The sequence below is a fragment of the Desulfoplanes sp. genome, from assembly GCF_054921335.1.
Genome location: NZ_JBUDSQ010000023.1, coordinates 25,419 through 49,397, shown reverse-complemented (window position 1 = coordinate 49,397; position 23,979 = coordinate 25,419). Strand labels below are relative to the sequence as shown.

Below are 23,979 nucleotides of genomic sequence, written 5' to 3'. Positions count from 1 at the left end.
AATTTCTTAAATTTGTAATTCTGATTCTTGGGGAAGGCAGGCTGAATAGTTACAAATTTTTTTCCTATCATACACCGAAAAACATATCCGCTCAGTACCTATCCAGGCCACCATCTCTTACAATCCTGATTCCCAAAAAATGTACCTACATAGTTCCTCCTCTACCAACCATACATCAGCCAAGGCATGCCCCACATGAAACACGATTTCTTTACCGTCATCTCGACCAGAGCCTTTTTCGACCACATACAAGCCTTGCCCCAGGTGGACGGGGAACGCATTGATTCCCTAAACGGCCTGGGACGGATTCTCTCCGGCGACATCGAATCACCGGAGAATCTTCCATTGGTGAACCGTTCCTCCATGGACGGTTTCGCCGTGCACGCCCAGGACACCTTTGGAGCCGCCGAATCCAACCCCGCCTATCTCGAAAAGAGTCTCGACCTCAGGATCGACGAACTCGCCGCTGCGCCCCTTGCCCGCGGCGAATGCATGGGCATCACCACGGGAGGCACCCTGCCCGCGGAGAGCGATGCCGTGGTCATGGTCGAACACACCCAGGAACTCGGGGCGGGCACCATCGAGATCCGCAAGACCGTGGCCCCGGGCGACAATGTCATGCTCGCGGGCGAGGACGTGGCCAAGGGATCGACCGTCCTCCTCAGAGGGAAACGGCTGCGTGCCCAGGAAATCGGGATGCTGGCCGCACTGGGCATCACAAAAATCCACGCCTTCAAACAGGTCCGGGCAGGGATCATCTCCACAGGCGATGAGCTCGTCGGGGTCCACGAGACCCCCAGGCCGGGCCAGGTCAGGGACGTGAACACCTCCACCCTGGCCTGCCTCCTGGACAACGTGGGCGCCCAGCCCAGGCCGTACGGCCTGGTCAAGGACGACCTCGAGAGCATCGTGGCCATTCTTGAACAAGGCCTGGCGGAGAACGACGCGTTATTCATCTCCGGGGGGTCCTCCGTCGGCACACGGGATCTGACCATCGAGGCCATCCTTTCCCTGCCCGACTCGAAAATCCTGGCCCATGGGGTCTCCGTGAGCCCCGGCAAACCGACCATCCTGGCCACCGTGGGCGGCAAACCCATCATGGGACTGCCCGGACAGGTCACCTCGGCCCAGGTGATCATGCTCGTCTTCGGCCGCCCCCTGCTCGACCATCTGGGCGGCAACAGGCATGCCCTGGACACCTCCCGCCGCCCGCGCATCCCTGCCCGCCTGGCCACCAACGTGGCCTCCAAACAGGGACGGGAGGACTATATCCGGGTCGAGCTGACACCGGCCGATGCGGAAGGAACCATCCAGGCTATCCCCAGAACCGGTAAATCCGGCCTGCTCAAGACCCTGGTCCATTGCGACGGCCTCGTGCGCATTCCGGCCCAGAGCGAAGGATTGCTCGCCGGATCCGAGATCATGGTCTGGATGATTTGATACAACAGCGCACGGAGTCCTGCGCACTCGTAAGACGGCCCACTCATCCCATTCTGCATTCCTACCCACTCCGAGGATTTCTCCATGGAACGAAACATCTACCTCGACCTCATGACCATTCCCGAGGCCATAGCCAGAGTCACAGCGGCCCTGGACCGGGACGGACTGATCCGCCAAGAGACCATTCCCTCCCACAGAGCGGCCGGCCGGGTTCTTGCCGGCCCCGTATACGCCAAAACGTCTTCACCAACCTTCCACTCCGCAGCCATGGACGGGATCGCGGTCAAGGCGAACTCCACCTTTGCAGCCCGGGAAGGGAGTCCCCTCCGTCTCAAGAGAGGCAGGGATTTCATCCCCGTGAACACGGGCAATCCCCTGCCCGAAGGCATGGATGCGGTGATCATGATCGAGGATGTTCTCGAAGACACGGACGAGGGCGTAGCCATCGAAAAAGGGGCCTTTCCCATGCAGCATGTCCGGCGTATCGGCGAGGACATCGTGGCCACGGAACTGCTCCTTCCCCAGAATCACACCCTTTCCCCCTATGACATAGGGGCGTTGCTCAGCGCGGGAATCTGGGAGGTCGCGGTGTGGGAACCCGTACGCATGACCATCATCCCCACAGGTAACGAAGTCCTGGATTTCACCTCGCGGCCCGTCCCCGGGCCGGGCCAGGTCATCGAAAGCAACTCCCAGGTCTTTTTGTCCATCGCCAAGGCCTGGAATTGTACCTCCCAGAGCGTTGCCCCGGTCCCGGACAATCCCGATGCCCTGAAGGAGGCCATCGAGCAGGCCATTGGACAGGGGGCCCACGTGGTCATCGTGGGAGCGGGTTCCTCGGCCGGGAGCAGGGATTATACAAAATCGGTGATCAACGGGTTAGGAGAGGTGCTGGTCCACGGCATCGCGGTCATGCCGGGCAAGCCGTCCATCCTGGGCACGGTGCAGGGACGGCTGGTGGTGGGAGCTCCGGGATATCCGGTCAGCGCGGTGGTGTGTATCGAAGAGTTATTGGGGACCATCGTGGCATGGCTCTCGCGGGCCCGTGTCTGGGAACCTCCCGAGATCACCGTGGAAATGGCCCGCAAGGTCCCGTCCAAACTAGGACTTGAGGAGCGGGTCCGGCTGGCCATCGGCAAGGTCGGGGAGAAAAACGTGGCCATTCCCCTGGCCCGGGGAGCGGGTATGATCACCACATTGACCAAGGCCCACGGCATGGCCTCCATTCCGGCCACCAGCGAGGGCGTCGAGCAGGGAGCACCGGTCAGGGCCAAGCTGCTCGTGCCCGAGAACGAACTCGACCGGACCCTTCTGGTCATCGGCAGCCACGACAATACCGTGGACCTTCTGGCCAATGGGCTCATGGGGTTGGAAGACCCCCTCTATCTGGCTTCCAGCCATGTGGGCTCCATGGGCGGGCTCACGGCCCTCAAATCCGGATCGACCATGGTGGCGGGTGCCCATCTCTTCGACCCGGCAACCGAGGACTACAATTTTCCCTTTATCCGCAAATATCTTCCAGACATGGACCTGGTCGTGGTCAATCTGGCCATCCGGCATCAGGGATTCATCGTCGCGCCGGGCAACCCTCTGGGCATCTTGAGCATGGAAGACCTCATCGCCAAGCAGGCCCGTTTTGTGAACCGCCAGCGAGGAGCAGGGACGCGCATTCTTTTCGACCACGCCCTCAAGCAGGCGGGCAAGTCCCCGACCGACATCGTGGGCTATGCCAGTGAAGAGTTCACCCATATGGCCCTGGCCGCCAACGTCCTCACGGGCGCGGCCGACTGCGGACTGGGCATCTTTGCCGCGGCCAAGGCCCTGCACCTCGACTTCGTCCCCCTGGCCAGGGAGCGGTACGACCTGCTCATTCCCAAAACCCATTTCGATGATCCCAAGATCCGAACCCTGCTGGCCCTGATCCGCGAGAACGCCACCCAAGAACGGATCGAAACCCTTGGCGGCTACGAAACCACGCTCACGGGCAGGATCATGGAGCCGGGACAAGGTTTAGCGTAAAGGAGGAAGGAGAATCTTATGCGAACATTCCGCCCATCCCTGCCGACCCTCTGGGTCGCCCTGACCATCATAGCCATGGGCCTGGCCGGCTGCAATACGAACCAGCACGCCACCGATCCGGACGACCACCCTCCCGGGGTGACGGACACCGAGGTTGTCCTTGGGTCTTCGCTCCCCCGGACCGGCCACGCAAGCTATCTGGGGCGCCAGATCTGCGTCGGTTCCCAGGCGTACATCAAGCACATCAACGAGCAGGGCGGGGTCCATGGCAGACAGATCCGGATCATCACGTACGACGACAGTTACGATCCTCCCAAATGTTTGGCCAACACGCAAAAACTGATCATCGAGGACCAGGTCTTCAGTCTGTTCTGCTATGTGGGCACCCCGACCACGGTCAAAATCATCCCCCTGGTCAAGGACGCCCGGATTCCCCTGGTCGGCATGTTCACCGGCGCCAACGCCCTGCGCGTGCCCTTCAACAAATATATCGTCAACATCAGGGCCTCCTACTACCAGGAAACCGAAGCGGCCGTGCAGCACATGGTCAAGGACCTGGGGCTCACGAAAATCGGGGTCTTCTACCAATACGACGCCTATGGGTTCGACGGGCTGACCGGGACGGAACTGGCCCTGAAAAAATTCGATCTGGCTCCGGTCGCCAGGGGGTCCTACATCCGAGGGACCATGGATGTGGAGGAGGGTCTCGACCACATCGCGTCATCAGGTGCCGAGGCCGTGGTCATGATCGGGACCTATGATCCCTGTGCCAAATTCATCCGTCTGGCCTCGGCCCGGAACTTCAATCCCATTTTCTACACGGTATCCTTTGTGGGCGCCGAGGAGTTCGCCCGGCATTTCAGCCCCAAGAGCCGGGAAAGGATCATCATGTCCCAAGTGGTCCCGCCCGTGGCCGGTCCGGCAACCAAACGTCTGCTGGGGGACGCCACGGAATTCACGGAACTCATGGCCCGGTATTTTCCGGACAGCAAGCCGGATTTTGTGGCCCTTGAGGGGTACATCAACGCCAAGGTCTTGGTGGAGGCCCTTGAAAAAGCCGGTCCCGACCTGACCAGAGAAAAATTCATCGCGGCCATCGAATCCCTGCAGGGTTTCCATCTGGGCGGTGACACGGTCATCAACTTCAGCCCCTCCGACCACCAGGGCATGGAGCGGGTCTATTTCACCAGACTGGTCAACGGCACCTTTGAACTCTTTGACACCTGGCCCGAGCTGCTCGACTACCCCCCGGGAGAACAACCATGACCCATCCCTCTCTTGCCATGCGCATCTCCCGCCAGATCAAGGAATTTTCTCACAAGAGTCTGAAGAACAAGATCTTTTTCTCTATCCTGGTCGTCATCCTGATCATCAGTGCGACCATCGCGCTGCTTGCCCGCTGGATTCTGGTCTCCAGCCTATCCTCGGAGCTCCAGCTCCGCGGTATCGCCATTGCCCACAGCATTGCCGAACGGGGCGGCGGCTATGTCCTGGACAAGAACTACCCAAAACTCCTGGCCCTGATCTTTGACGAAGCCACCCTGCTCGAACGTCAGCACATGATCAATTACATCTATGTGACCGACCGGGACAACAAGGTCCTCAGCCATACGCTGTCAAAGCCCTTTCCGGACAAGATGGCCCGGGCCAACCAGGTTGGTCCGGGCCAGGACAATAACGTCGTACTCATGGATTTCGACCGCCACCCGACGTATGACATCGCCGTGCCCATCAAGGAGGGAATCTATCGGATCGGCACGGTCCATGTAGGACTCAGCAAACAACACATGGACAACCTGGTCTCCAAACTCAGGATCACCTTTCTAGGATTCATCTCCGCAGTCATTGTGATCATCTTTCTCATCAGCCACAAACTGGCCCAGAATATCACCCGCCCCCTGACCAAGCTGACCAGCATCTCCGACGAAATCAGCAAGGGCAATTTCGACACGGACATCAAGCTGGACATCGGAGAGCGGGAAGAGGGGTGGGACGCCTCGCAATGCCCCGCCTATCGGGACAGCAATGTTCCCTGCTGGCATTTCGACGAACAGTCCAGACTGGGCGACCATGACCACTGCGACGAAGTCCTGCACAATTGCAAAAATTGTGTCTTCTACCACAAACGTGAAGGGGACGAGGTTCTCCAGCTGGCCGACTCCTTCATGAACATGGTCTGGAGCATTCGGCTGTACCGCAAGCGACTCCAGGAATCCGAAGGCAAGTACCGTTCGCTGTTCGACAGCGGCCCTGACCCCATTTTTGTCCTGGAAAGCGGCACCTATTCCATTCTCGACGCCAACCGCAGGACCGAAGAGATCTATGGTTTCGGCAAGAAGGAACTCATCGGCACCTCGTTTCTGGATCTGGGTCCCGAACAGACCGAGGAGTTCATCAACCTCTTTGAACAGAACGACCAGGCTTCCGACTATGTCCAATTTGCCAAGATGATCCAGTACAAGAAAGACAAATCGCCCTTCTATGTCAACGCCCATGCCTGCCCCATCAGCTACAAGGGCAAACAGGCGATCATCGTTTCGGCAACGGACATCACCGAGATCATCGAAAAAGACGCCCAGCTCATCCAGGCGAGTAAAATGAAAACCCTGGGCGAAATGTCCGCAGGGATCGCCCACGAGTTGAACCAACCCCTGAACGCCATCAAGATGGGCAGTGAATTTTTGGAAATGTCTCTGGAAGACGACCGGGATATTCCCAAGGACCTGTTCAACCAGGTCGCCCAGGACATCAGCCGGCAAGTGGACCGTGCCACAGATATCATCAACAACCTCAGGGCATTCGGTCGCAAATCAACCCTCTTTCGGGAGCGTATCGACATCAATAAACCCATCGAGGGCGTCCTCTCCATTGTCCGGCGTCAGTTTCTTCTGGAAAAAATCAATTTCGATCTGCACCTGGGAACGGATCTTCCGCTCATCGTGGCCCACGACAACCGTTTACAACAGGTCTTCTTCAACCTTATAACCAATGCCAGGGATGCCATCGTTGAAAAGAAACAGAAGACAGGCGAGGATCTTTCCGGCAGGATCACGGTGACCACCGATCGGGAAACGAATCGGGTGGTCGTTCGGATCGGCGATAACGGCATCGGTATCCCAGATGAGGTCATCACCAGTATTTTCGAACCCTTCTTCACCACCAAGGCAACAGGACAGGGCATGGGGCTCGGCCTGGCCATCACCTACGGAATCATCAAGGATTACAACGGTGACATCCAGATCCAGAGCACGCCCGGCCGGGGAACCGACTTCACCATATCCTTTCCCGTGGCCGAAGAGTTGGAGACGAATACATGAACAAAACAATTCTCGTCATCGATGACGAACGACCCACGCTCAAGATGTTCGGCCTTTTTCTGAGCGTCTACGGCTACGACATGCTGACCGCGGAAAACGGGGAGGAAGGCATAGAGATCTTCAGGGCCAAAAGACCGCCCATCGTTTTGACGGACATCAAAATGCCGGGCATGGACGGCATAGAAGTGCTCCGCCGTATCAAAAAAATCGACCCTGCCACCGAAGTCATCGTCATCACCGGTCATGGGGACATGGACCTGGCCATCGAGGCCCTGAATCTGGATGCCACGGACTTTCTGAACAAGCCCATCCAGCGCCATGCACTGGAACAGGCCCTGCAGAGGGCCAAGGAACGCGTCGACATCAATCGGTCCAAAAAGGACGAAATCACTCTGGAGGACCATGGAACATACGCAGCCATCGTATTCCAGGGCAACATCACTTCCCAGTCCGAACCGTTTCTGCTGGAAACCTATAAACAGGCCACAGCGCTCAAGAGGGACAAGCTCATTCTCCACTTTAGTGAAAACGCCTCCATCAACGGTGCGGGCATCGCCATCCTGACCCAATTGCTGCTTGACAGCGAAAAGCAATCCATCCCCGTGAGCATTTCGGGATTGTCGGAAAATTTCCGCAAGGTCTTTTCCCTTGTGGGCATGACCAATCTGGTAACCATCTACGATACCATCGAAGAAGCCGCACGCGCATAATCCACAGGAGTTTTTCATGTTCATGGCGACCGTACGAATCGTGACCATTGGCCTGGCCGTCCTCATGAGCCTGGCCGCACCGACACCGGCCCAGTCCCCCCCAGAGCCCGGAACGTGTCTGCCGCCCATTTCCCTTGCCTGTCCCGACAATCCCGACGACATACGCTATCTCGGCGTCGACGCATCCCAAGACTTCGGCCCCGCCGATGTTCGGGCGGATCTGATCCTTCTGGAAATCATCGGCGTCTATTGTCCCCAATGCTACAGACAGCTCCCGCTGTTCAAAGAGCTGCACGCCCGCATCCAGCGGGGCAAACTCAAGAATCGCGTCAAGATGCTCGCCGTGGCCGCCGGGGGCAACAGTTCCGAGGTGGACCTGCTCGTCACGACCCAGAAATACCCCTTTCCGGTCCTCCAGGACCCTGACTACACCGTGCACAAGGCACTGTCCGAGCCCCTGACGCCCTTCACCATGCTCCTGCGCCCCGATGGCACCGTGCTGTACACCCACCTGGGGGTCATCGAGGACATCGACTCCTTTTACCGGACCATCAAAAAACTGGTCCCCTGACACGCCCGACATGACCCGAAACGGCAATGATCCTCACGATGTGATCCAGGCTCCGCACCCTGCCGAACCCATACAGGACGGGGTGGACAGGCAGCTTTTCTACCTCACGTCGTTCTTCCACACCTCACGGGAACTGGTAGGTCTCCGCCAACCAGCCAAGATCATGGAAAAATTCCTGCTCATGGCCATGGGTCCCATGGGCGTGTCCCGGGGCGTGATCGGCCTGGTGGACCGGCAAGGACGCACCGGCAAAATTGTCGGACGGAACATCCCGGATCAGGAAATCAGTAGGCTGCAGGAAAACCTCATCCACCTCCAGGATCACCTCGACACCTTGAGTTCGGAGGACAAGCCCGAGAGCCCGTCGGTCCCCTTTTTCGGACTCCACAAAACCACCCTGGGCTCGGAGCTCTTTCCCTTCAAGGTCATCCTGGTCATCCCCTGGACCATCGACGACCGGTATCAGGGATTTCTGGCCTTTGGGGAAAAGATCACCCATGAAGACTTCACCCCTGACGAGCGATACATCCTGACCTCCCTGGTCCCGACCCTGACAGCCTCACTGGGATCGGCCATCCTCACCAGCCACGTCCAGCAGCTGAACAACGAACTCGCGCAAAAGAACGAACGGCTCTCAGCCACCGTGACCCGTTTGGAGAACAAGGAAAAAGAGCTCGACCGCGAAGTCCTGAAACTCTCGTCCCTCAATGGGGTGAACACGGAACTCAGGTTCCTGGATGATCCGCAAACCATTCTGCGCTCGTTCCTCCTGCACGTCCTCGGCACCCGTTGGGCCAGGCAGGGATTCATAGTCCTGGTCAAGCGGGACGACGGATCGGTTCTCCAGACCCAACGGGGATTCTCCTGGACCGATCTCACGAGCGACCAGGCTGAAAACCTCCTGTTCTGCGCCCTGTCCAATCTGACCACCAAGACCCTGGAACCCCTGACCTGTGGACAGATCAAGGACACGGCCTGTTTCAGACAACTCGCCTTTCCGTTCCCGTGCCCCGAACAGGCCCATCTGTTCATCCTGGACCAAAAAACCATGGGGCTTATCGGCTTCTCGCGCTTCCACCATGACGCCACCCAGACCGGTGATGATGCCGAAACCTTTCATGCGCAGATGACCAGTTTCATGGTCCACATAAAAAACGTCCTTGCCTTTGAGACCATCACCCGGCTGAACCAAAATCTCGAACACAGAAACCTCGAACTCCAAACCACCATCGACGAACTGACCCGGGCCCATCAGACCATCGACGTGATGGAAAAAACCCGGGAACGCATCAGGCAGACCCTGGACAGGGAATCCCATCGTATTCAGCGGGCCACGGGACTTGATTTCGTGCTCATCCTGATCGTGGCCGCCCTGCTGGGGCTGCTGTTCAACCTCAAGAGTCCCCGCGGCATTTCGATCATCCCCCAGGAATGGACCCAGGCCCAAATGGCCGAGGTCGGCCTGGAGGAGGTGGTCACCAATGGGGAAACCGGAAGGGCCCTGCTCATCGACGCCCGTCCCCAGGAATTCTTTCGCCAGGGCCACATTCCCGGAGCCATCAATCTCTCTCCCGCGCTCTTCGAGGCCATGTACCCCATGTTTCTGGGCAACGCGGACCTGGAGCGACCGATTATCGTGTACGGACGGACAGTAAGCCGTCATTACGATCGGGACATCGCCTACAAGCTGGGTTCCCGGGACCATGAACAGGTCAACATTTTCATCGGAGGATTCAAAGAATGGCAACGCCGCGGATACCCGGTCTCCCCATGACCTGGTGCGAGCGACTCCTCGCCCTGGCCTTCAACCGGTATATCGCCTTTATTCTCAGGCTGTATATCGGAGGGATCTTCATCTATGCCAGCTTAAGCAAAATCAGCTATCCGGCCGATTTCGCGACCAATATCGCCAATTACATGCTCGTGCCCTATTGGGCGGTCAATCTGTTGGCCGTGGTCATGCCCTGGCTGGAACTTATCTGCGGCATTCTGCTCATCGCCGGGGTCCGGGCCCGCGCCGCCATCATGATCATCGGTTCCCTCATGCTCGTGTTCACCCTGGCCATCGGGATCAATCTGTGGCGGGGCACCGCCATCAGCTGCGGATGCTTCCATGCGGTGGAAGATCCCATGACCGTGACCACCCTGCTCCGCGATCTCGTGTGGCTGGCCATGTGCGGGTACATCTATTTCTTTGACTCCTGGCTTCAGCTCGACCGGACCCTGATGAACCGACTCCGTCAGGCCGGGGCCTGAGTCTTGCCCCTTCCCACCGCTTTATCTCACCATCCCACGCGACACCCAACCACTCTGGAAGAGTACCTATCCAGGTGCATTATCCGGAGATCCACCCCGACAATACCGCCCGGGTTGAGCACACGCGAGAACGTTCGCGGGACAATCCGACATATTGGAATGGGTTGCTCAGACCTCTTCCCCCCCCCCATGCTTTTGGCAATGCGCCCCCCCCCTATACAGCGCAGCCCATCCTATAGACATCAACAATCCATTATTGTAAGTTGTGTCAGTTTTTACCTAATCCATATTTCTCCCATGGATCGGGACGGAGTCCCCGCTGTCCTGCGTCCCTTGGATTTATTAACCACCTTGTACGATTGATAATATACGCAATCCATCCATACACCCGGCCTTCTAGGACCAACCGGGACGGGCCGTATGGAATCCATGATAAACGGCCCTGTCGGGCATCCCGTCACTGTCAATAGAGCCATAACCGCACACATACCATCTTCAAAACAAGGAGAACCCGCATGAAAACATTGGTATCCACCCTGGCCCTTGTCCTGGGCATCGTTTTGTCCGCATCCCCAGCCCTGTCCGCTCCGTCGGGCAAGGTCGTCATCTTCCATGCAGGGAGCCTGACCGTACCCCTGGCCAAGATCGAAAAGGATTTTGAAGCCAAATATCCCGGAGTGGACATCCTCCGCGAAGGTGGCGGGTCGACCAAAATGGCCCGGCTCATCTCGGAAGTGGGAAAATATGCCGACATCATGGCCTCGGCCGATTACAAGGTTATCGACAACAACCTCATCCCGAACAATGCCGCCTGGAACGTCCGCTTCGCCACCAACCAGCTGGTGCTCTGCTATACGGACAGAAGCCGCTACGCCAAAGAAATCAGTGCGGACAACTGGTACGAAATCCTCCAGAAGCAGGGCGTCGTCTGGGGACATTCCGATCCCAACCTGGACCCCTGCGGGTATAGGAGCCTGATGGTCCTCCAGCTGGCTGAGAAATTCTACGGCATCAAGGGGTTGTACGAAAAACTCCTGGACAACCGGCCCATGAAAAATGTCCGGCCCAAATCCGTGGAACTGGTCAACCTGCTCAAGACCGGGAACATGGACTACGCATGGGAATACCTGTCCGTTGCCGTGCAGCACGGGCTCAAGTACGTCACCCTGAACGACCACATCAACCTGGGCAACTACAAATACGACAGTTTCTACAAGATGGCCGAGGTCAAGGTGACCGGCAAGAAGCCCGGCACCTGGAAGGTCAAGAAGGGCAAATCCTGCACCTACGGGATCACCATGATCGAGGAGAGCACGAACAAGGAAGCGACCATCGCCTTCCTGCAGTACATGCTCGACCCCGATGGCGGCCTCAAGGTCCTCAAGGAGATGGGCCAGCCCCCGTTCATTCCCTGCCGCATCGCCGACCAGGCCGGGTACGACAAGCTGCCCGCAGCCTTGAAGCCCCTGGTGGGGGTCAAGAATTAGAACGGCGGTCCCGTATCTGCCCCCCCCGCACATGAGGACCCATCACGTGTAGGGGCGGACCCCGTACGAGGTCCGCCCCTACGGTACGCCCCGAACCATATACATCGGTGCCCATGACCATCAAAGTAAACTCCTTTTCCTGGCTGCTGATCCTTTTCAGCCTGCCGCTCATCGCGCTCATTGTCCTCCCCCTGTCCAAGATGGTCCTGGCTCCCACCGGGGACGCCCTATGGGAGAGCTTGAACGACCCGGTGGTCCTTACGGCCATTGGCCGCAGTCTGAGCACGTCTTTGGCAGCGGCCCTGATCTGCTTTGTTTTCGGCACGCCCCTGGCCTATCTCATGGCAAGACGGGATTTTCCGGGCAAAAGCCTGGTAGAGGCCATCGTCGACCTGCCCATCATGATCCCCCACCCTGTCATCGGCATCGCCATCCTCAGCCTGGCGGGACGGAACCATCCCCTGGGACGGTTTCTGGCCGACATGGGTATCGGGGTCATGGGCACCCTGACCGGGATCATCGTGGTCTTGACCTTTGTGGGCATGCCCTTTTACATCAACACGGTGAAGGCCGGATTCGAGGCCATTCCCACACGGCTGGAGAACGTCTCCCGCAGCCTGGGGGCCTCCATGGGGGCGACATTCTTTCGGATCACCTTTCCCCTGGCCTGGCGGAGCATGGTCCTGGGGATGATTATGTGCACGGCCCGGGCCATCAGCGAATTCGGGGCCGTGGTCATCGTGGCCTACCATCCCATGACCGCGCCGGTCCTTATCTACGAGCGGTTCACCGCCTACGGGCTCAGGTACTCCCAACCGGTTTCCGTATGGCTCATCGGCGTGTCCCTGCTCCTTTTTGTGGCCATGCGCCTTGTTTCCAGGCCAAAACCGGAGATGGGATGATCGAAATTTCCAATCTGCACCTGGCCCTGCCCGGTTTTTCCCTGGAAGCGATCGATCTGGTCATCGGCCAGGGGGATTTCTTCGCCCTGATCGGTCCGACCGGGGCGGGCAAGTCCCTCGTCCTGGAGACCATGCTGGGCATGCTCCCGGCCGACCAGGGGACCATTCGGCTCAGCGGCACGGATATCACGAACCTGCCACCTGAAAAAAGGGGCCTTGGCATCGTCTACCAGGATTTTGCCCTTTTCCCCCACTTGAGCGTACGCAAGAACATCCTCTACGGGACGTCCTTTCATGACCTTCCCCAGAACAGCATCGATGACCACCTGGAATTCCTGGTCGAAAAACTGGGGATAGCCCACATTCTTCACCGCAAACCGACCTCCCTGAGCGGGGGAGAAAAGCAGCGTGTCGCCCTGGCCAGGTCCCTCATTCTTGAACCCGCGGCCCTGCTCCTGGACGAACCCCTGTCAGCCCTGGACCCGGTCCTGCGCGAAGAGATCAAGGATCTGCTACGCTCCATCCATCAGGAGCTGGGAACGACCATGATCATGGTCTCGCACAGTTTTTCCGACGTCTTCTATCTGGCCAACAAGGTTGCCATCCTGAAAGAAGGACGCATCGTCCAGCAGGGAGACGTCGGGCAGGTATTCGATCGGCCCAATTCACGGTTCACCGCCGGATTCGTGGGCATACGCAACATTCTGGAGGCAACGATAACGACCAACCGGGCCCGGACCCTGGGCCCAACCGTGACCCTGCCCCCCAATAGCGACACCAACGCCCGTTTCCTGGCCATCCGTCCAGAGGACATCTGCCCCCTGCGCGTAGGCCACAACGGATTCGAGAACACCTTTTCCGGGACCGTCACCAACATCGCCCACCAGGGGTTCTATTTCGACGTCTGGATCGATGTGGCCGGGCTCAGACTGCAAGCGGTCTGGGACAAGCATTTCGTTCTGGACCAAAAAATCAGGCCGGGCCAGACTATCGACATCGGCTTCCACGCCCACAAGGTCCACGTTTTGCCGGGATGAGGGTCCCGTTTTTTATGACCGTGTCTTCCCGCCATGACCGCACCCCGGCCGTCATCGTCATCCACGGCGAAGGGCCGGGATCTAGAGCGCCACAAACGCGGGACAAACGTCAACACAGCGCCAAATCCACGGAGGTCCCGGACCAATCCCGTGGATGACAAAGACCTCCGATCCCGGAGTCTGGCTTTGGTCCCCATTCCGCCCCCAATTACAACAAGGAACCGACCCATGCCCATCGCCATAAGCGTCATCGGTTACAAGAATGCCGGCAAGACCACCCTGACCACCGGCCTGGCAAAACAACTCACCCAAATGGGCCACACCGTTGCCGGGGTCAAATTTTCCCACGAGGGATTCGATAAACCCGCAACCGACACCCATGCCCTGGGACAGGTCTGCGAACAGGTCACCGGCATCGGTCCCGACGAGACCGCCATGTTCTGGCCGAAAAAAAGTTACCTCCCAGACCTGCTCCCCCTGATCAAGGCGGATATTGTTTTGGTGGAGGGGGGCAAATCCCTGACCTGGTTGCCCCGTGTGCTGGTCCTTAAATCACCCGAGGAGGCCGCAGCCCTGGACAAAGGGTTGGCCCTTGGAACCTGGGGGGATGTGCGGGCCGAGGGGTTGACATCCTTCACCTCCATGGAACACCTGGCCAAGGTGGTTCTGGCCCGTGGATTCATCCTGGCCGGCCTGGACTGCAAGACCTGTGGCCGCCCGGATTGCCTGACCCTGGCCCGGGAAATCGTCCGGGGAGAGGCCGTCCCGGCCGAGTGCAAGGCCTTCCATACAGGCATGAAAATCACTATAAACGGCCATCCCCTGCCCATGAAATCCTTTGTGGAAGACATGATCGAAGGATCCCTCAAGGCCCAGCTGGCAACACTCAAAGGCTATGTGCCGGGGGCAACGATCAAGATTACGTTAAAATAAAAAAGGGGTAGAGGCTGCAGGCGACAGGATACCGTCAAAATCCACTATTTTTTATCCCGTCTCCCGTCTCCTGTCTCCCGTCTCCCCTGTCCTTATCCTATATCTTTCATCTTATATCCTCTATCTATCCAAAATCATGAATGAAATGAACACCGCCGTCGTCCTGGTCCGCCCCAAATACCCCGAGAACGTGGGTTCTGTCGCCCGGGCATGCATGAACATGGGATGCCGTCGGATCATCCTGGTCAGCCCCCGCAACTGGGACGTAGACCGGGCCAAACGTCTGGCAACCCCGCACAGTGGACAGCTCCTGGACGGGGTCACCATTGTCGACGATCTGGCCGAGGCCTTGGCCCCGTTTTCCGTTGTCTACGGGACCACGGCCCGCACCGGGGGATGGCGCAAGTCCCTCACCACTCCGGAAAAGGCGGGCACGGCCATTGCCGGGCAGCTTGCAAGCGGCGAAAACGTGGCCGTAGTCTTCGGCCCGGAAGATAGCGGGCTGGACAATCGGGAAATCGAAATCTGCGGCCAACTCGTCTGCATCCCGACCCACCGGGACATGACCTCCCTGAACCTGGCCCAGGCAGCCCTGATCATCCTCTACGAGATTTTCAAACAATCCTCGCCCCCCCCCGCAACGAACGACCAGGCTCCCATCCGTTCCATTACCCACAGGGAACAAGAGGTCCTGATCGAACGGATCAAGACCTCACTCATGGATATCGACTTCCTGCACGATGACAATCCGGAGTATTTTATGCTCCCCATGCGCCGCTTTCTGCAGCGGTTCATAATGAAACGCCACGAATTCAATCTGCTCATGGGGATTTGTCGGCAGATTGAATGGATCGTCAACAAGGCGAAAAAGGGGGAAAGCGCACAGGACGCAGGGCACAGGCCGCCTCCTTCACCCTAAAACCCCGCCCCTTCCAGAACCAGCCGGCTCAACTTCTCCACCGCGTGCAATCCGTCCTTGAGAAGGAGCATCTCCCCCCGGTCCAACCGATAGGGATAGATGACGTTATGCGGCGTTCTCCCCGCCCCCAGTTCCTCGAGCCCGATGGACAATCGTTTGCCCTGCGTCCATGACCAGAAACGGGCCATCCGCTTGGCAAGCCTTTCCCCGATATGTCCCTGTCTCGCCAGTTCATGGACCCGGTCCAGGGTATGGTGCATGGTCAGACCGTATTTCAGGGCCAGAATGCGAGCGGCCGTTGCCATACGGACCAGTCCGGATTTCTTGATATCCAGCCCCCCCTGGAAGGGCCCCTTCTTGATGAGCACGAAATTGCCCCACATGGTCAAGGGGATCCGGTACCCTTCCAATTCAGCGGCCAAAAGCCGCAGGACGAGCGGGCGGGTCCGGACATACTCCCATAACTCCTCCCGCAGACAAAGGGCAGCACCTTTGGGTCCGGCAAGCGGTCTGAAATCGAGAATGAGTCCGTATTGCCACGGTCCCTTTTCCACGGGATTGGCCAGCCATCCGCGCAAACGTTCGCTCCATTCCTCACCCGTACCCCGCCAATTCTCCGATGTGGCCATGACGCCGCCCGGACACAACCGCATTCCTGCCCCATCCAGGGTCATGACCATGTCCTGGGTCACCTCATCCAGATCATGACCGTCCGGATGGACCGGATAGATGAGCCCGTTGTCCTGGTCCGAAGACAGAACCTGCTCCTGCCGTCCCCCGGACCCGAATTCCAGCCAGGTGCACCCCCCGAGCCATGCATGGTCCCGGGTATGGGTGGCGATGATCGCCCCCACAAGGTCCTTATTAAATAACGAGACGTCTCGGGAGACGCCTGCTGCATCACCCATGTTCGCCAACCCATCCCGGACCAATGCGATCCGCCCGGACCGTATCCCTTCAAGATCACCCCGCTCGACCAGACGCAGCATCGTTTTGCCCCTTGCGGCCGCATCGCCGTACCATGGTCTTTCGCTCATCGCCCTTTCCTGGTGGATATGCGTAGTTGAGAGCCTCTCTGCCTCCGTTCACCCCGATCGAACCCCTAAAATCGTCGTTCCCATCCCTCTATCACACCCCACGGGGACCTGACCAGACCATGACAACGAACGGCCCATCCCCGGGTTCGATCGGTTGAGGCCGGAACATGGAAGGTCCGTCACAACAATCGGATCCAGGGGCCGACCGTTCACCTAAAAGGAGTGGCCCCGCAACCGGGATCGTGTACAACAGGATGGACACCACCAACCATTTCCCTGGAGGCACACCATGGACGTAAACGCACTGCGGAAGAAACAACTCGCCTTTGCCCTGGCATTCGGCATTCCCTACTTCGCATCCATTATCGGCCTGTACCTTCTTGTATACATCGGAAGGGACTGGATCTCCACGCAATCCCTTTTCGGCATGCCCCTGCATTACGTACTCGTAGGACTGGTCATCTATCCGGTAACCTGGATCATTTTCATCATCTACACCAGAGCGGCCAATGCCATGGAAGACACCCTCCAAACCAAACACTCGCGGGAGTAGCCCCATGGATACAGTTTACCAGGTTCCCACCACCGCCCTGATCCTCATCGGGGCCATGCTCACCTTCACCGTTGTCACCACCTGGCTCTTCAGGGTCCAGAAAACCGCGGCCGACTATTATCTGGCCGGCCGCAAGGTCAATTCCTTCATCAACGCCTCGGCCATTTCCAGTGATTATCTGAGCGCGGCCTCGTTTCTCGGGGTTGCCGGGATCGCCTTTCTCAAGGGGTTCGACGGCATCATCTACGCATTCGGGTTCTTTGTCGGGTACATCGCCCTGCTCCTGTTTCTGGCCTCCCCCCTGCGCAAATTCGGTAAATATACGGTTCCGGACTTCGTGTCCGAACGCTTCCACTCACGCCACGCCCGGATCTGGGGCATTGTCGGCGTGCTGTTTGTATCCATGTTCTACATGGCCCCGCAGATGCTCGGCGCGGGCAAGGTCATGGGATTGCTTCTGGGACTGGATTACAAGACCGCCATCGTGGTCATCTCCCTGATCATCACCGTCTATGTGACCGTGGGCGGCATGAAGGGTACGACCATCAACCAGCTCGTCCAGTTCTGGATCATGTTCGGGTCCATGTTCCTGCTCGCGTTCATCCCGTTCATGCTCAAGGGATTCACGTATACCGAGATCACCGGATTTCTGCAGAGTTTCAACGGACCGGAACCCGTGTCCGGAAAGATCTTTGACGGAAGTGCCTACATGGCTCCGGGATACTGGCTGACGAACATCAAGGACACCATGTCCCTGCTCCTGGCGCTCATGTTCGGCACGGCAGGGCTGCCGCACATCCTGGTCCGGTTCTACACAGCGCCCGACGGCAAGGCGGCCCGGAAGACCGTCATCTATGTCCTGCTGCTCATCGGCTGTTTCTATATCCTCTCCCCATACGTGGGCCATGTTGTCCGGTATGTCTTTCTGCGGTCCGGCGAACTCGGCATGCCCTCCCATCTGGCAACCTGGCTGGCTGAAAACGGCAAAAATTTGGCCGTCCCCGTGGCAGGATCATATTTCGGCGGACAGATCCTCATGGGGTTGGTCGTTGCCGGGGCCTTTGCCGCCATTCTGTCCACGGTTGCCGGGTTGATCATCACCTGCGCCGGGGCCATCGGCCATGATCTCGTGGTCAATCTGATCAACCCGAACCTGCCGGAACGGACCAGGGTCAAGACCGCCCGCATCGCATCACTGGGCGTGGGACTCCTGGGCATTCCCCTGGGATTTGCCGCGGAATCCATGCAGATCGCCGTCCTTGTGGGACTGGCCTTTGCCATTGCCGCTTCCACCTTCTTCCCGGTCCTGGTCATGGGCATCTGGTGGCCACGGATGACCAAGAACGGTGCCATCGCCGGTCTGGCCACGGGCATTGTCGGCTCCTTCGTCATGATCCTCGGCAAATCCTGGATGCCGGAAATGCTCCGGTTCCAGAATCCCGGCGGATTCGTCATGCTCCTCTCCTTTGCCGCCATCTACGGTTTCTCACGCATGGAGCTCGGATCAAAGGGGGCGTCGGCCATCCCCCATGATGTGGATGAAGTCATGACCGTCCTCCACGGCCCGGAACAATAATCCGAACATAGGGGCACGGCGCGCCGTGCCCCTACCGAGGGCATCCAATCGGAGGCAACCATGCCCCACCCCGACCGACCGACATTTCTCCTCTCCTCCGGCTGTCTCTTCGACCGCCCCCTAAAAGAGATCGCCCGGATCTGCACGGATGCCGGGTTCGACGGGCTGGAGCTCATCCTTTCACACCCGGACATGCTCGTTGCAGAAAAGCTCCGGGGCCAGACCGGGGACTGTAAAATCATCTCCCTGCACGCCCCGTTCAGAAAGTGGGCACTGTGGGGAGGACATCTGCACGCATGGAAGAAGACCATCGCTCTCGGAAATCATCTGGAACATGGCCGTCATATCACCCTGCATCCGCCCCATTTCAGGCAGGGTGAGCTCTCTTTGTTCTGGTGGTTCCGGTCTTCCTATGACTTGCCCGTGGACATGGAAGCCGGCCCCAAGCTGCGTCTGGGCATTGAAAACCTTCCATGGAGCCAGCAATCCCCCTTTGCCAGGGACCCGCTCACGGGACTGGCCACCCTGTGTGCCAAGAAGCGGACACACATGACCCTGGACACCTGCCATCTCGGAGTGAGCGGCTACGATATTCTGCAAGCCTGGGAGCGCATCCCCCGCTGCCTGGTCAGCAACATCCACTTCTCGGACGCATCCGGCATCAAGGAACACCTCTGGCCCGGTACCGGTGATCTTCCCCTGTTCGAATTCCTGGCCCTGATCGCACGGGACGGCTACACGAACAATCTGACCGTGGAAGTCACCCCGGCCGCCTTTCGAGGTCAGGATCCCGTTGCCCGGTTACGCGACCTTCGGGAAGAGATGGTTTCCTTTTTCATGTAACCCCTCCAACCCAAACCATTGCGAGATATTGAGTTTCATTGTCCCCTGCACAGCGAGTGGAGTTGTAGGGGGCATTCATGAATTACCCGTTTTTCTGCGCCCCGGGAGGTGCAGAAAAACAGCAAGTCGCACATATGACGGGAATCGTCTGGGCCTCCTGAAAACAACGTCTTTCTCATTCGTTCTGGTGTAATCTCGGTCGTCAAAACACCCGGTGCAATACAGGATGCCGAAAGATTGTTTTTGCAGCCCCTCCCGGGGGCCTGCAAAAACGGGCGATTCATAAATCGCCCGAGTCCCTGTCCCCCCACTATCCACCCCCCCCCCTGCGCCCTGCGAACTGCGAACTGCGCACTTCTTTCCCCTTGACCTTTCCCCGATTATCTCTCAATTTGTGGAATTCAGGCGTACGTTGACGTCCCGCGCAACCATCCCCCGACCACACCCTTTCCATCTTTCCCGCCATCCGGCAGGGCAACCCCTTTTTATTTTCGAGGTACCCCACATGGCACCAGATATTTCCATCAAACAACTCACCAAAGAGGTGGACAGACGCCGGACCTTCGGGATCATCAGCCATCCTGACGCCGGCAAGACCACCCTGACCGAAAAACTCCTGCTCTACGGGGGGGCGATCCAGATGGCCGGAACCATCAAATCCCGCAAGGCCAACCGGTACGCCACCTCCGATTGGATGGCCATGGAACAGGAACGCGGCATCTCCGTGACCACCTCGGTCATGAAATTCAATTACCAGGACCATGAGATCAACCTCCTGGACACTCCCGGCCATCAGGACTTTTCCGAAGACACCTATAGGGTGCTCACCGCCGTGGACTCGGCCCTCATGGTCATTGACAGCGCCAAGGGTGTCGAGGTCCAGACGCGCAAACTCATGGACGTCTGCCGCATGCGCGACACCCCGATCATGACCTTTGTGAACAAACTCGATCGGGACGGGTTGGACCCCCTGGACATCCTCGAGGACATCGAAAAAACCCTGCACATCGAATGCGTCCCCCTTTCCTGGCCCATCGGCATGGGGAAACAGTTCCAGGGGACCTACAACATCCACAAAAAGCAGCTCCACCTGTTCTCCGCCACCCACGGCGGAAAAATCCAGGAAGGCATCGTCATCAACGATCTGAACGATCCCAAACTGGACGAAATCCTGGGCCACCGTGCCGACGAACTGCGCATGAATCTCGAACTCATCGAGGGGGCCGGCTATCCCTTTGACCGGGAACGCTATCTCAAGGGACTCCAGACTCCGGTCTTCTTTGGCAGTGCCATCAACAACTTCGGTGTCCAGGAACTCTTGGATACCTTTGTGGAACTCGCTCCCCCCCCCAGGCCGCGTCAAACGACCACCCGGGAGGTTTCCCCCTACGAAGAGGATTTTTCAGCCGTGGCCTTCAAGATCCAGGCAAACATGGACCCGGCCCACCGGGACCGTCTCGCCTTTGTACGGATCTGTTCGGGCACGTTCACCCGTGGGATGAAGGTCCGCCATCACCGGCTGGGCAAGGAGATTCAGATCTCCAACGCAACCATCTTTATGGCCCAGGACCGGACAGGGGTGGAAGTGGCCTGGCCGGGGGACATTATCGGAGTGCACAACCACGGAACCATCCGTATCGGGGACACGTTCACGGACAAGGAGTCCCTCAAATTCACGGGCATCCCCAATTTCGCGCCCGAACACTTCCGCAGGGTCATTTTGAAAAATCCCCTCAAATCCAAACAGTTGAACAAGGGATTGACCCAGCTCTCCGAGGAAGGAGCGGTGCAGCTCTTTAGGCCCATGGTCAGCAACGACTACATCCTCGGAGCGGTTGGGGTGCTCCAATTCGACGTGATCATCGCCCGCCTGCGGGACGAGTATGGGGTCGAGGCCATCTACGAGCCGGTCCAGACGGAAACCGCCCGCTGGGTGACCAGCGATCAGCAAAAAACACTGGACCGGTTCACCCGGGATTTCCAATCCAGCATGGCCCTGGATGCCGAAGGTGCCCTGACCTATCTTGCACCGAGCAAATGGCGACTGGACTATACCATCGAACAATGGCCGGATATTGTCTTTCATACCACGCGGGAAAAGATATGAGACCTTCCGTGCTCTGCTAATCTGCAGATACGATTGCACGGAAAAACGCCATCAGACATCGCGTCTGATGGCGTTTTTCCATGGATACAAAAGCGGTCTCCTTTAATTGACCATACCCCTTCCTGCCGCCCCGGTCATTGCTGCATGGTCTGGATGATCCCGTTCAACTCGTTGGCATACTGGGCCAGTTCGGCAGTTGCTTCGGACGATTCATCCATGGCGCTGGAGGTTTCCGTGGCGATAACGTTCACTTCTTCGGCCGACTGGGCGATTTCTTCGGAGGCGGCCGACTGTTCTTCAGCAGCTGTGGCAATGCTCTGAACCTGGGCCGCACTCTCCTCGATGAACCCGACAATGCTCCGGATCTTGTTTCTAGCCTCTCTGGCCCGCTGCACATCGGCCTTGATTTTTTCGACCACATCTGCGGAGGATTCCAGATTATCATCAACTCCGCTCAGAATCGTCCCGATGATGGGTCCGACCTTCTTGACCGCTTCCATGGTCTTTTCGGCCAGTTTGCGCACCTCGTCGGCAACCACGGCGAATCCACGCCCAGCATCACCGGCACGTGCTGCCTCGATGGCCGCGTTCAAGGCCAGCAGATTGGTCTGGTCCGCGATATCGTTGATGAATTCGATCACGCTCCGGATATCACCGGCATTTTCGCCCAGCACCTTGAGGGAACGATTGAGGGCCAGAACAGACTTCTGTACCTTGGCCGTGGAAACAACCACCTTGTCCACCTCGCCCGCGCCATCCAGGGTTTCCTTTTTGGCCGTGTCCGCTACCTCGGCGGCCCCGGAGGCATTCTTGGCCACCTCGATGACCGTGGCGTTCATCTCTTCCAATGCGGTGACCATCTCGCTGATCCGTTGCCCCTGGGTCTGGGCGCCACTGCTGATCTGGTTGCCCTGGGCGGTGAGTTCCTCGGCAGCCGTGGCCAGATGATCGGCGATCTCCGCAGCCTCTTCCGCGCTTATCTGCATGCGCTTGTTCTGTTCCGTGATAAATTGTCCCTGTTCGGTAATCTTGGTCACATCGAACCAGGTTCCCAAGACCCCGATGAGTTCCCCGTCAAGATCCCGCAACGGGCTACCCGAAAACTGGAGATGGACGGTCGTACCCTGATCCGTCTTCAGACGGAGGCGAGAAGTCAACGGCTCCCCGCTCTCCAAAACAGTTTTAAGCTTCGCCCCTGCTTCCTGACCATCAGGCAGGAACGCAGCCAATTCCTGACCCGAATAGTCGGAACCATCTCCCTCTTTGTGAAAAATGGCGAGAAGCTGGTCGTTGACAAACTGAATGGTCCGATCCGTCCCGACAACGAGTGCCGGAACGGTCAACCCCTCCAGGACGCTCTTGGCAAATCCCAACCGTTCCTTGAGATTGTCGGTCATCGCTGTAATATCTCCAGCCAGCACCTTGAACTCGTTTTTGAAATTTCCCTCCAATTCAGTCTCGAAATTTCCGGATGCTATCCGCCGGGCAAACCCAACAATCGCATCCAGAGGCCGGGAAACGAGACGGGAGTATAGCATGTAGAGAAGGAGAAGGATGACAACCGCAGAGAGTCCCCCTAAAAAAAACAGGGCCAGCCCCGCCTTTTGAGTACGGACCGCGGTCTCTTCCACCGACAAGGTCTCCATTGATCGTTCCACCACCGCCTGGGAATATTCCGAACCGAGCGCGTGGATCTTGACGGAAGCGAGCATGACCAGACCAAGGACAAGGATGGATACAAACCCTGTGCAAGCCAACAAAAACCAGGTCCGCGTGTTTTGGATTCTCATAGCCACCTCGTTGCAATACGTGTAAAAAATACTGAAGGATATTTACGTGGTTGTACGACAAAGGGTTCAATAACTCTCAGCCCCGTAGCCCTTTTGTAACGCAAGTGCAATGCATATATCAAAAAAAAAACGGAAAGGCGGGACAAATGTCCCGCCTTTCCGTTTTTTTATAAAAATAAAAAAATCTACAACCGCTGGGCAACCTCGGCCCGGTCGGCAAAGACTTTTTGGGCGTCCTCGTAAAAAAGACCGCTTTCGCCGTTTTCAGAGGTCCCCACTGTATGCCATTTTCCCCCATGGTTTTCAAACACACACACGCAATGACCGAAATCAATGGCCGCCCGTTTTTCGTCCGCAAACAGAACTTCCTTGACCGTCAACATTTTGATCATTTCCTGCAAGCTAGCATCCATACCCATTACCTTCCCTTTTGTGCATTATTGGATTACAAGAAAGGATATTTGTAAAAACATTTCAAGGCG

The 23,979-nt window shown here is 58.0% G+C and carries 19 protein-coding genes and 1 pseudogene; 17 read left to right on the top strand and 3 right to left on the bottom strand.

The annotated features are described in order from the left end of the window. Window positions 1–195 precede the first annotated feature (195 nt). The 13 genes from ACY692_RS07175 (at window position 196) to ACY692_RS07115 (ending at window position 15,591) form a co-directional block, all read left to right on the top strand. The gene (locus ACY692_RS07175) at window positions 196–1,440 is read left to right on the top strand and encodes a molybdopterin molybdotransferase MoeA (protein ID WP_462324671.1); all 1,245 of its coding nucleotides are present in this window, start codon (window positions 196–198) and stop codon (window positions 1,438–1,440) included. 84 nt (window positions 1,441–1,524) lie between these two features. After that, on the top strand, window positions 1,525–3,459 hold the full coding sequence (locus ACY692_RS07170) for a molybdopterin biosynthesis protein (protein ID WP_462324670.1): 1,935 nt from the start codon (window positions 1,525–1,527) through the stop codon (window positions 3,457–3,459). Between the two features lie 18 nt (window positions 3,460–3,477). Then, entirely contained in the window at window positions 3,478–4,725 is a 1,248-nt protein-coding gene (locus ACY692_RS07165; RefSeq protein ID WP_462324669.1) for an ABC transporter substrate-binding protein, read from the top strand. Beyond that, entirely contained in the window at window positions 4,722–6,776 is a 2,055-nt protein-coding gene (locus ACY692_RS07160) for an ATP-binding protein (RefSeq protein ID WP_462324668.1), read from the top strand. The genes ACY692_RS07165 and ACY692_RS07160 overlap by 4 nt, the downstream gene beginning before the upstream one ends. Beyond that, entirely contained in the window at window positions 6,773–7,486 is a 714-nt protein-coding gene (locus ACY692_RS07155) for an STAS domain-containing protein (RefSeq protein WP_462324667.1), read from the top strand. Before ACY692_RS07160 ends, ACY692_RS07155 begins: the two co-directional genes overlap by 4 nt. Before the next feature lie 22 nt (window positions 7,487–7,508). Next, the gene (locus ACY692_RS07150; protein WP_462324666.1) at window positions 7,509–8,057 is read left to right on the top strand and encodes a peroxiredoxin family protein; all 549 of its coding nucleotides are present in this window, start codon (window positions 7,509–7,511) and stop codon (window positions 8,055–8,057) included. A gap of 10 nt (window positions 8,058–8,067) precedes the next feature. Further along, window positions 8,068–9,831, top strand: a complete 1,764-nt coding sequence (locus tag ACY692_RS07145; protein WP_462324665.1) for a rhodanese-like domain-containing protein — start codon at window positions 8,068–8,070, stop codon at window positions 9,829–9,831. After that, window positions 9,798–10,313, top strand: a complete 516-nt coding sequence (locus ACY692_RS07140; RefSeq protein ID WP_462324664.1) for a MauE/DoxX family redox-associated membrane protein — start codon at window positions 9,798–9,800, stop codon at window positions 10,311–10,313. Before ACY692_RS07145 ends, ACY692_RS07140 begins: the two co-directional genes overlap by 34 nt. A 515-nt stretch (window positions 10,314–10,828) precedes the next feature. Then, window positions 10,829–11,800, top strand: coding sequence for a tungstate ABC transporter substrate-binding protein WtpA (gene wtpA / locus ACY692_RS07135; protein WP_462324663.1), 972 nt, complete (start codon window positions 10,829–10,831; stop codon window positions 11,798–11,800). A gap of 113 nt (window positions 11,801–11,913) precedes the next feature. After that, a complete protein-coding gene (locus ACY692_RS07130; protein ID WP_462324662.1) occupies window positions 11,914–12,702 on the top strand; it encodes an ABC transporter permease in 789 nt (262 codons plus the stop codon). Continuing rightward, window positions 12,699–13,739, top strand: coding sequence for an ABC transporter ATP-binding protein (locus ACY692_RS07125; RefSeq protein ID WP_462324661.1), 1,041 nt, complete (start codon window positions 12,699–12,701; stop codon window positions 13,737–13,739). The genes ACY692_RS07130 and ACY692_RS07125 overlap by 4 nt, the downstream gene beginning before the upstream one ends. A 228-nt stretch (window positions 13,740–13,967) precedes the next feature. Further along, complete coding sequence (locus tag ACY692_RS07120) at window positions 13,968–14,672, top strand: molybdopterin-guanine dinucleotide biosynthesis protein MobB (protein ID WP_462324660.1); 705 nt, start codon at window positions 13,968–13,970, stop codon at window positions 14,670–14,672. 136 nt (window positions 14,673–14,808) lie between these two features. Continuing rightward, window positions 14,809–15,591, top strand: coding sequence for an RNA methyltransferase (locus ACY692_RS07115; RefSeq protein WP_462324659.1), 783 nt, complete (start codon window positions 14,809–14,811; stop codon window positions 15,589–15,591). Here ACY692_RS07115 and ACY692_RS07110 read toward each other — a convergent pair. Next, window positions 15,588–16,628, bottom strand: coding sequence for a putative nucleotidyltransferase substrate binding domain-containing protein (locus ACY692_RS07110; RefSeq protein WP_462324658.1), 1,041 nt, complete (start codon window positions 16,626–16,628; stop codon window positions 15,588–15,590). The genes ACY692_RS07115 and ACY692_RS07110 overlap by 4 nt on opposite strands. Window positions 16,629–16,917: 289 nt before the next feature. Here ACY692_RS07110 and ACY692_RS07105 point away from each other — a divergent pair, with 289 nt between their 5' ends. From ACY692_RS07105 to ACY692_RS07090, 4 genes are all read left to right on the top strand, one after another. Beyond that, window positions 16,918–17,181, top strand: a complete 264-nt coding sequence (locus tag ACY692_RS07105) for a DUF485 domain-containing protein (protein ID WP_462324657.1) — start codon at window positions 16,918–16,920, stop codon at window positions 17,179–17,181. A 4-nt stretch (window positions 17,182–17,185) separates the two neighbouring features. Then, on the top strand, window positions 17,186–18,757 hold the full coding sequence (locus ACY692_RS07100) for a sodium/solute symporter (RefSeq protein WP_462324656.1): 1,572 nt from the start codon (window positions 17,186–17,188) through the stop codon (window positions 18,755–18,757). A 60-nt stretch (window positions 18,758–18,817) separates the two neighbouring features. Beyond that, the gene (locus tag ACY692_RS07095; protein WP_462324655.1) at window positions 18,818–19,600 is read left to right on the top strand and encodes a sugar phosphate isomerase/epimerase family protein; all 783 of its coding nucleotides are present in this window, start codon (window positions 18,818–18,820) and stop codon (window positions 19,598–19,600) included. Between the two features lie 505 nt (window positions 19,601–20,105). Next, a complete protein-coding gene (locus ACY692_RS07090) occupies window positions 20,106–21,707 on the top strand; it encodes a peptide chain release factor 3 (protein WP_462324654.1) in 1,602 nt (533 codons plus the stop codon). 134 nt (window positions 21,708–21,841) lie between these two features. On the opposite strand, the pseudogene ACY692_RS07085 reads toward ACY692_RS07090, so the two are convergent. Next, window positions 21,842–23,227: pseudogene (locus tag ACY692_RS07085) on the bottom strand (methyl-accepting chemotaxis protein); the annotation flags it as partial. Between the two features lie 455 nt (window positions 23,228–23,682). Continuing rightward, window positions 23,683–23,910: a hypothetical protein gene (locus ACY692_RS07080; RefSeq protein ID WP_462324653.1), complete on the bottom strand. Its 228-nt coding sequence runs from the start codon at window positions 23,908–23,910 to the stop codon at window positions 23,683–23,685. Window positions 23,911–23,979: the final 69 nt, after the last annotated feature.

What these genes read in the sequence shown, in the direction of transcription:
- ACY692_RS07175 (WP_462324671.1), top strand. Translation starts at nt 196, where the DNA reads ATGAAACACGATTTCTTTACCGTCATCTCGACCAGAGCCTTTTTCGAC.
- ACY692_RS07170 (WP_462324670.1), top strand. Translation starts at nt 1,525, where the DNA reads ATGGAACGAAACATCTACCTCGACCTCATGACCATTCCCGAGGCCATA.
- ACY692_RS07165 (WP_462324669.1), top strand. Translation starts at nt 3,478, where the DNA reads ATGCGAACATTCCGCCCATCCCTGCCGACCCTCTGGGTCGCCCTGACC.
- ACY692_RS07160 (WP_462324668.1), top strand. Translation starts at nt 4,722, where the DNA reads ATGACCCATCCCTCTCTTGCCATGCGCATCTCCCGCCAGATCAAGGAA.
- ACY692_RS07155 (WP_462324667.1), top strand. Translation starts at nt 6,773, where the DNA reads ATGAACAAAACAATTCTCGTCATCGATGACGAACGACCCACGCTCAAG.
- ACY692_RS07150 (WP_462324666.1), top strand. Translation starts at nt 7,509, where the DNA reads ATGGCGACCGTACGAATCGTGACCATTGGCCTGGCCGTCCTCATGAGC.
- ACY692_RS07145 (WP_462324665.1), top strand. Translation starts at nt 8,068, where the DNA reads ATGACCCGAAACGGCAATGATCCTCACGATGTGATCCAGGCTCCGCAC.
- ACY692_RS07140 (WP_462324664.1), top strand. Translation starts at nt 9,798, where the DNA reads ATGGCAACGCCGCGGATACCCGGTCTCCCCATGACCTGGTGCGAGCGA.
- wtpA (WP_462324663.1), top strand. Translation starts at nt 10,829, where the DNA reads ATGAAAACATTGGTATCCACCCTGGCCCTTGTCCTGGGCATCGTTTTG.
- ACY692_RS07130 (WP_462324662.1), top strand. Translation starts at nt 11,914, where the DNA reads ATGACCATCAAAGTAAACTCCTTTTCCTGGCTGCTGATCCTTTTCAGC.
- ACY692_RS07125 (WP_462324661.1), top strand. Translation starts at nt 12,699, where the DNA reads ATGATCGAAATTTCCAATCTGCACCTGGCCCTGCCCGGTTTTTCCCTG.
- ACY692_RS07120 (WP_462324660.1), top strand. Translation starts at nt 13,968, where the DNA reads ATGCCCATCGCCATAAGCGTCATCGGTTACAAGAATGCCGGCAAGACC.
- ACY692_RS07115 (WP_462324659.1), top strand. Translation starts at nt 14,809, where the DNA reads ATGAATGAAATGAACACCGCCGTCGTCCTGGTCCGCCCCAAATACCCC.
- ACY692_RS07110 (WP_462324658.1), bottom strand. Translation starts at nt 16,628, where the DNA reads ATGAGCGAAAGACCATGGTACGGCGATGCGGCCGCAAGGGGCAAAACG.
- ACY692_RS07105 (WP_462324657.1), top strand. Translation starts at nt 16,918, where the DNA reads ATGGACGTAAACGCACTGCGGAAGAAACAACTCGCCTTTGCCCTGGCA.
- ACY692_RS07100 (WP_462324656.1), top strand. Translation starts at nt 17,186, where the DNA reads ATGGATACAGTTTACCAGGTTCCCACCACCGCCCTGATCCTCATCGGG.
- ACY692_RS07095 (WP_462324655.1), top strand. Translation starts at nt 18,818, where the DNA reads ATGCCCCACCCCGACCGACCGACATTTCTCCTCTCCTCCGGCTGTCTC.
- ACY692_RS07090 (WP_462324654.1), top strand. Translation starts at nt 20,106, where the DNA reads ATGGCACCAGATATTTCCATCAAACAACTCACCAAAGAGGTGGACAGA.
- ACY692_RS07080 (WP_462324653.1), bottom strand. Translation starts at nt 23,910, where the DNA reads ATGGATGCTAGCTTGCAGGAAATGATCAAAATGTTGACGGTCAAGGAA.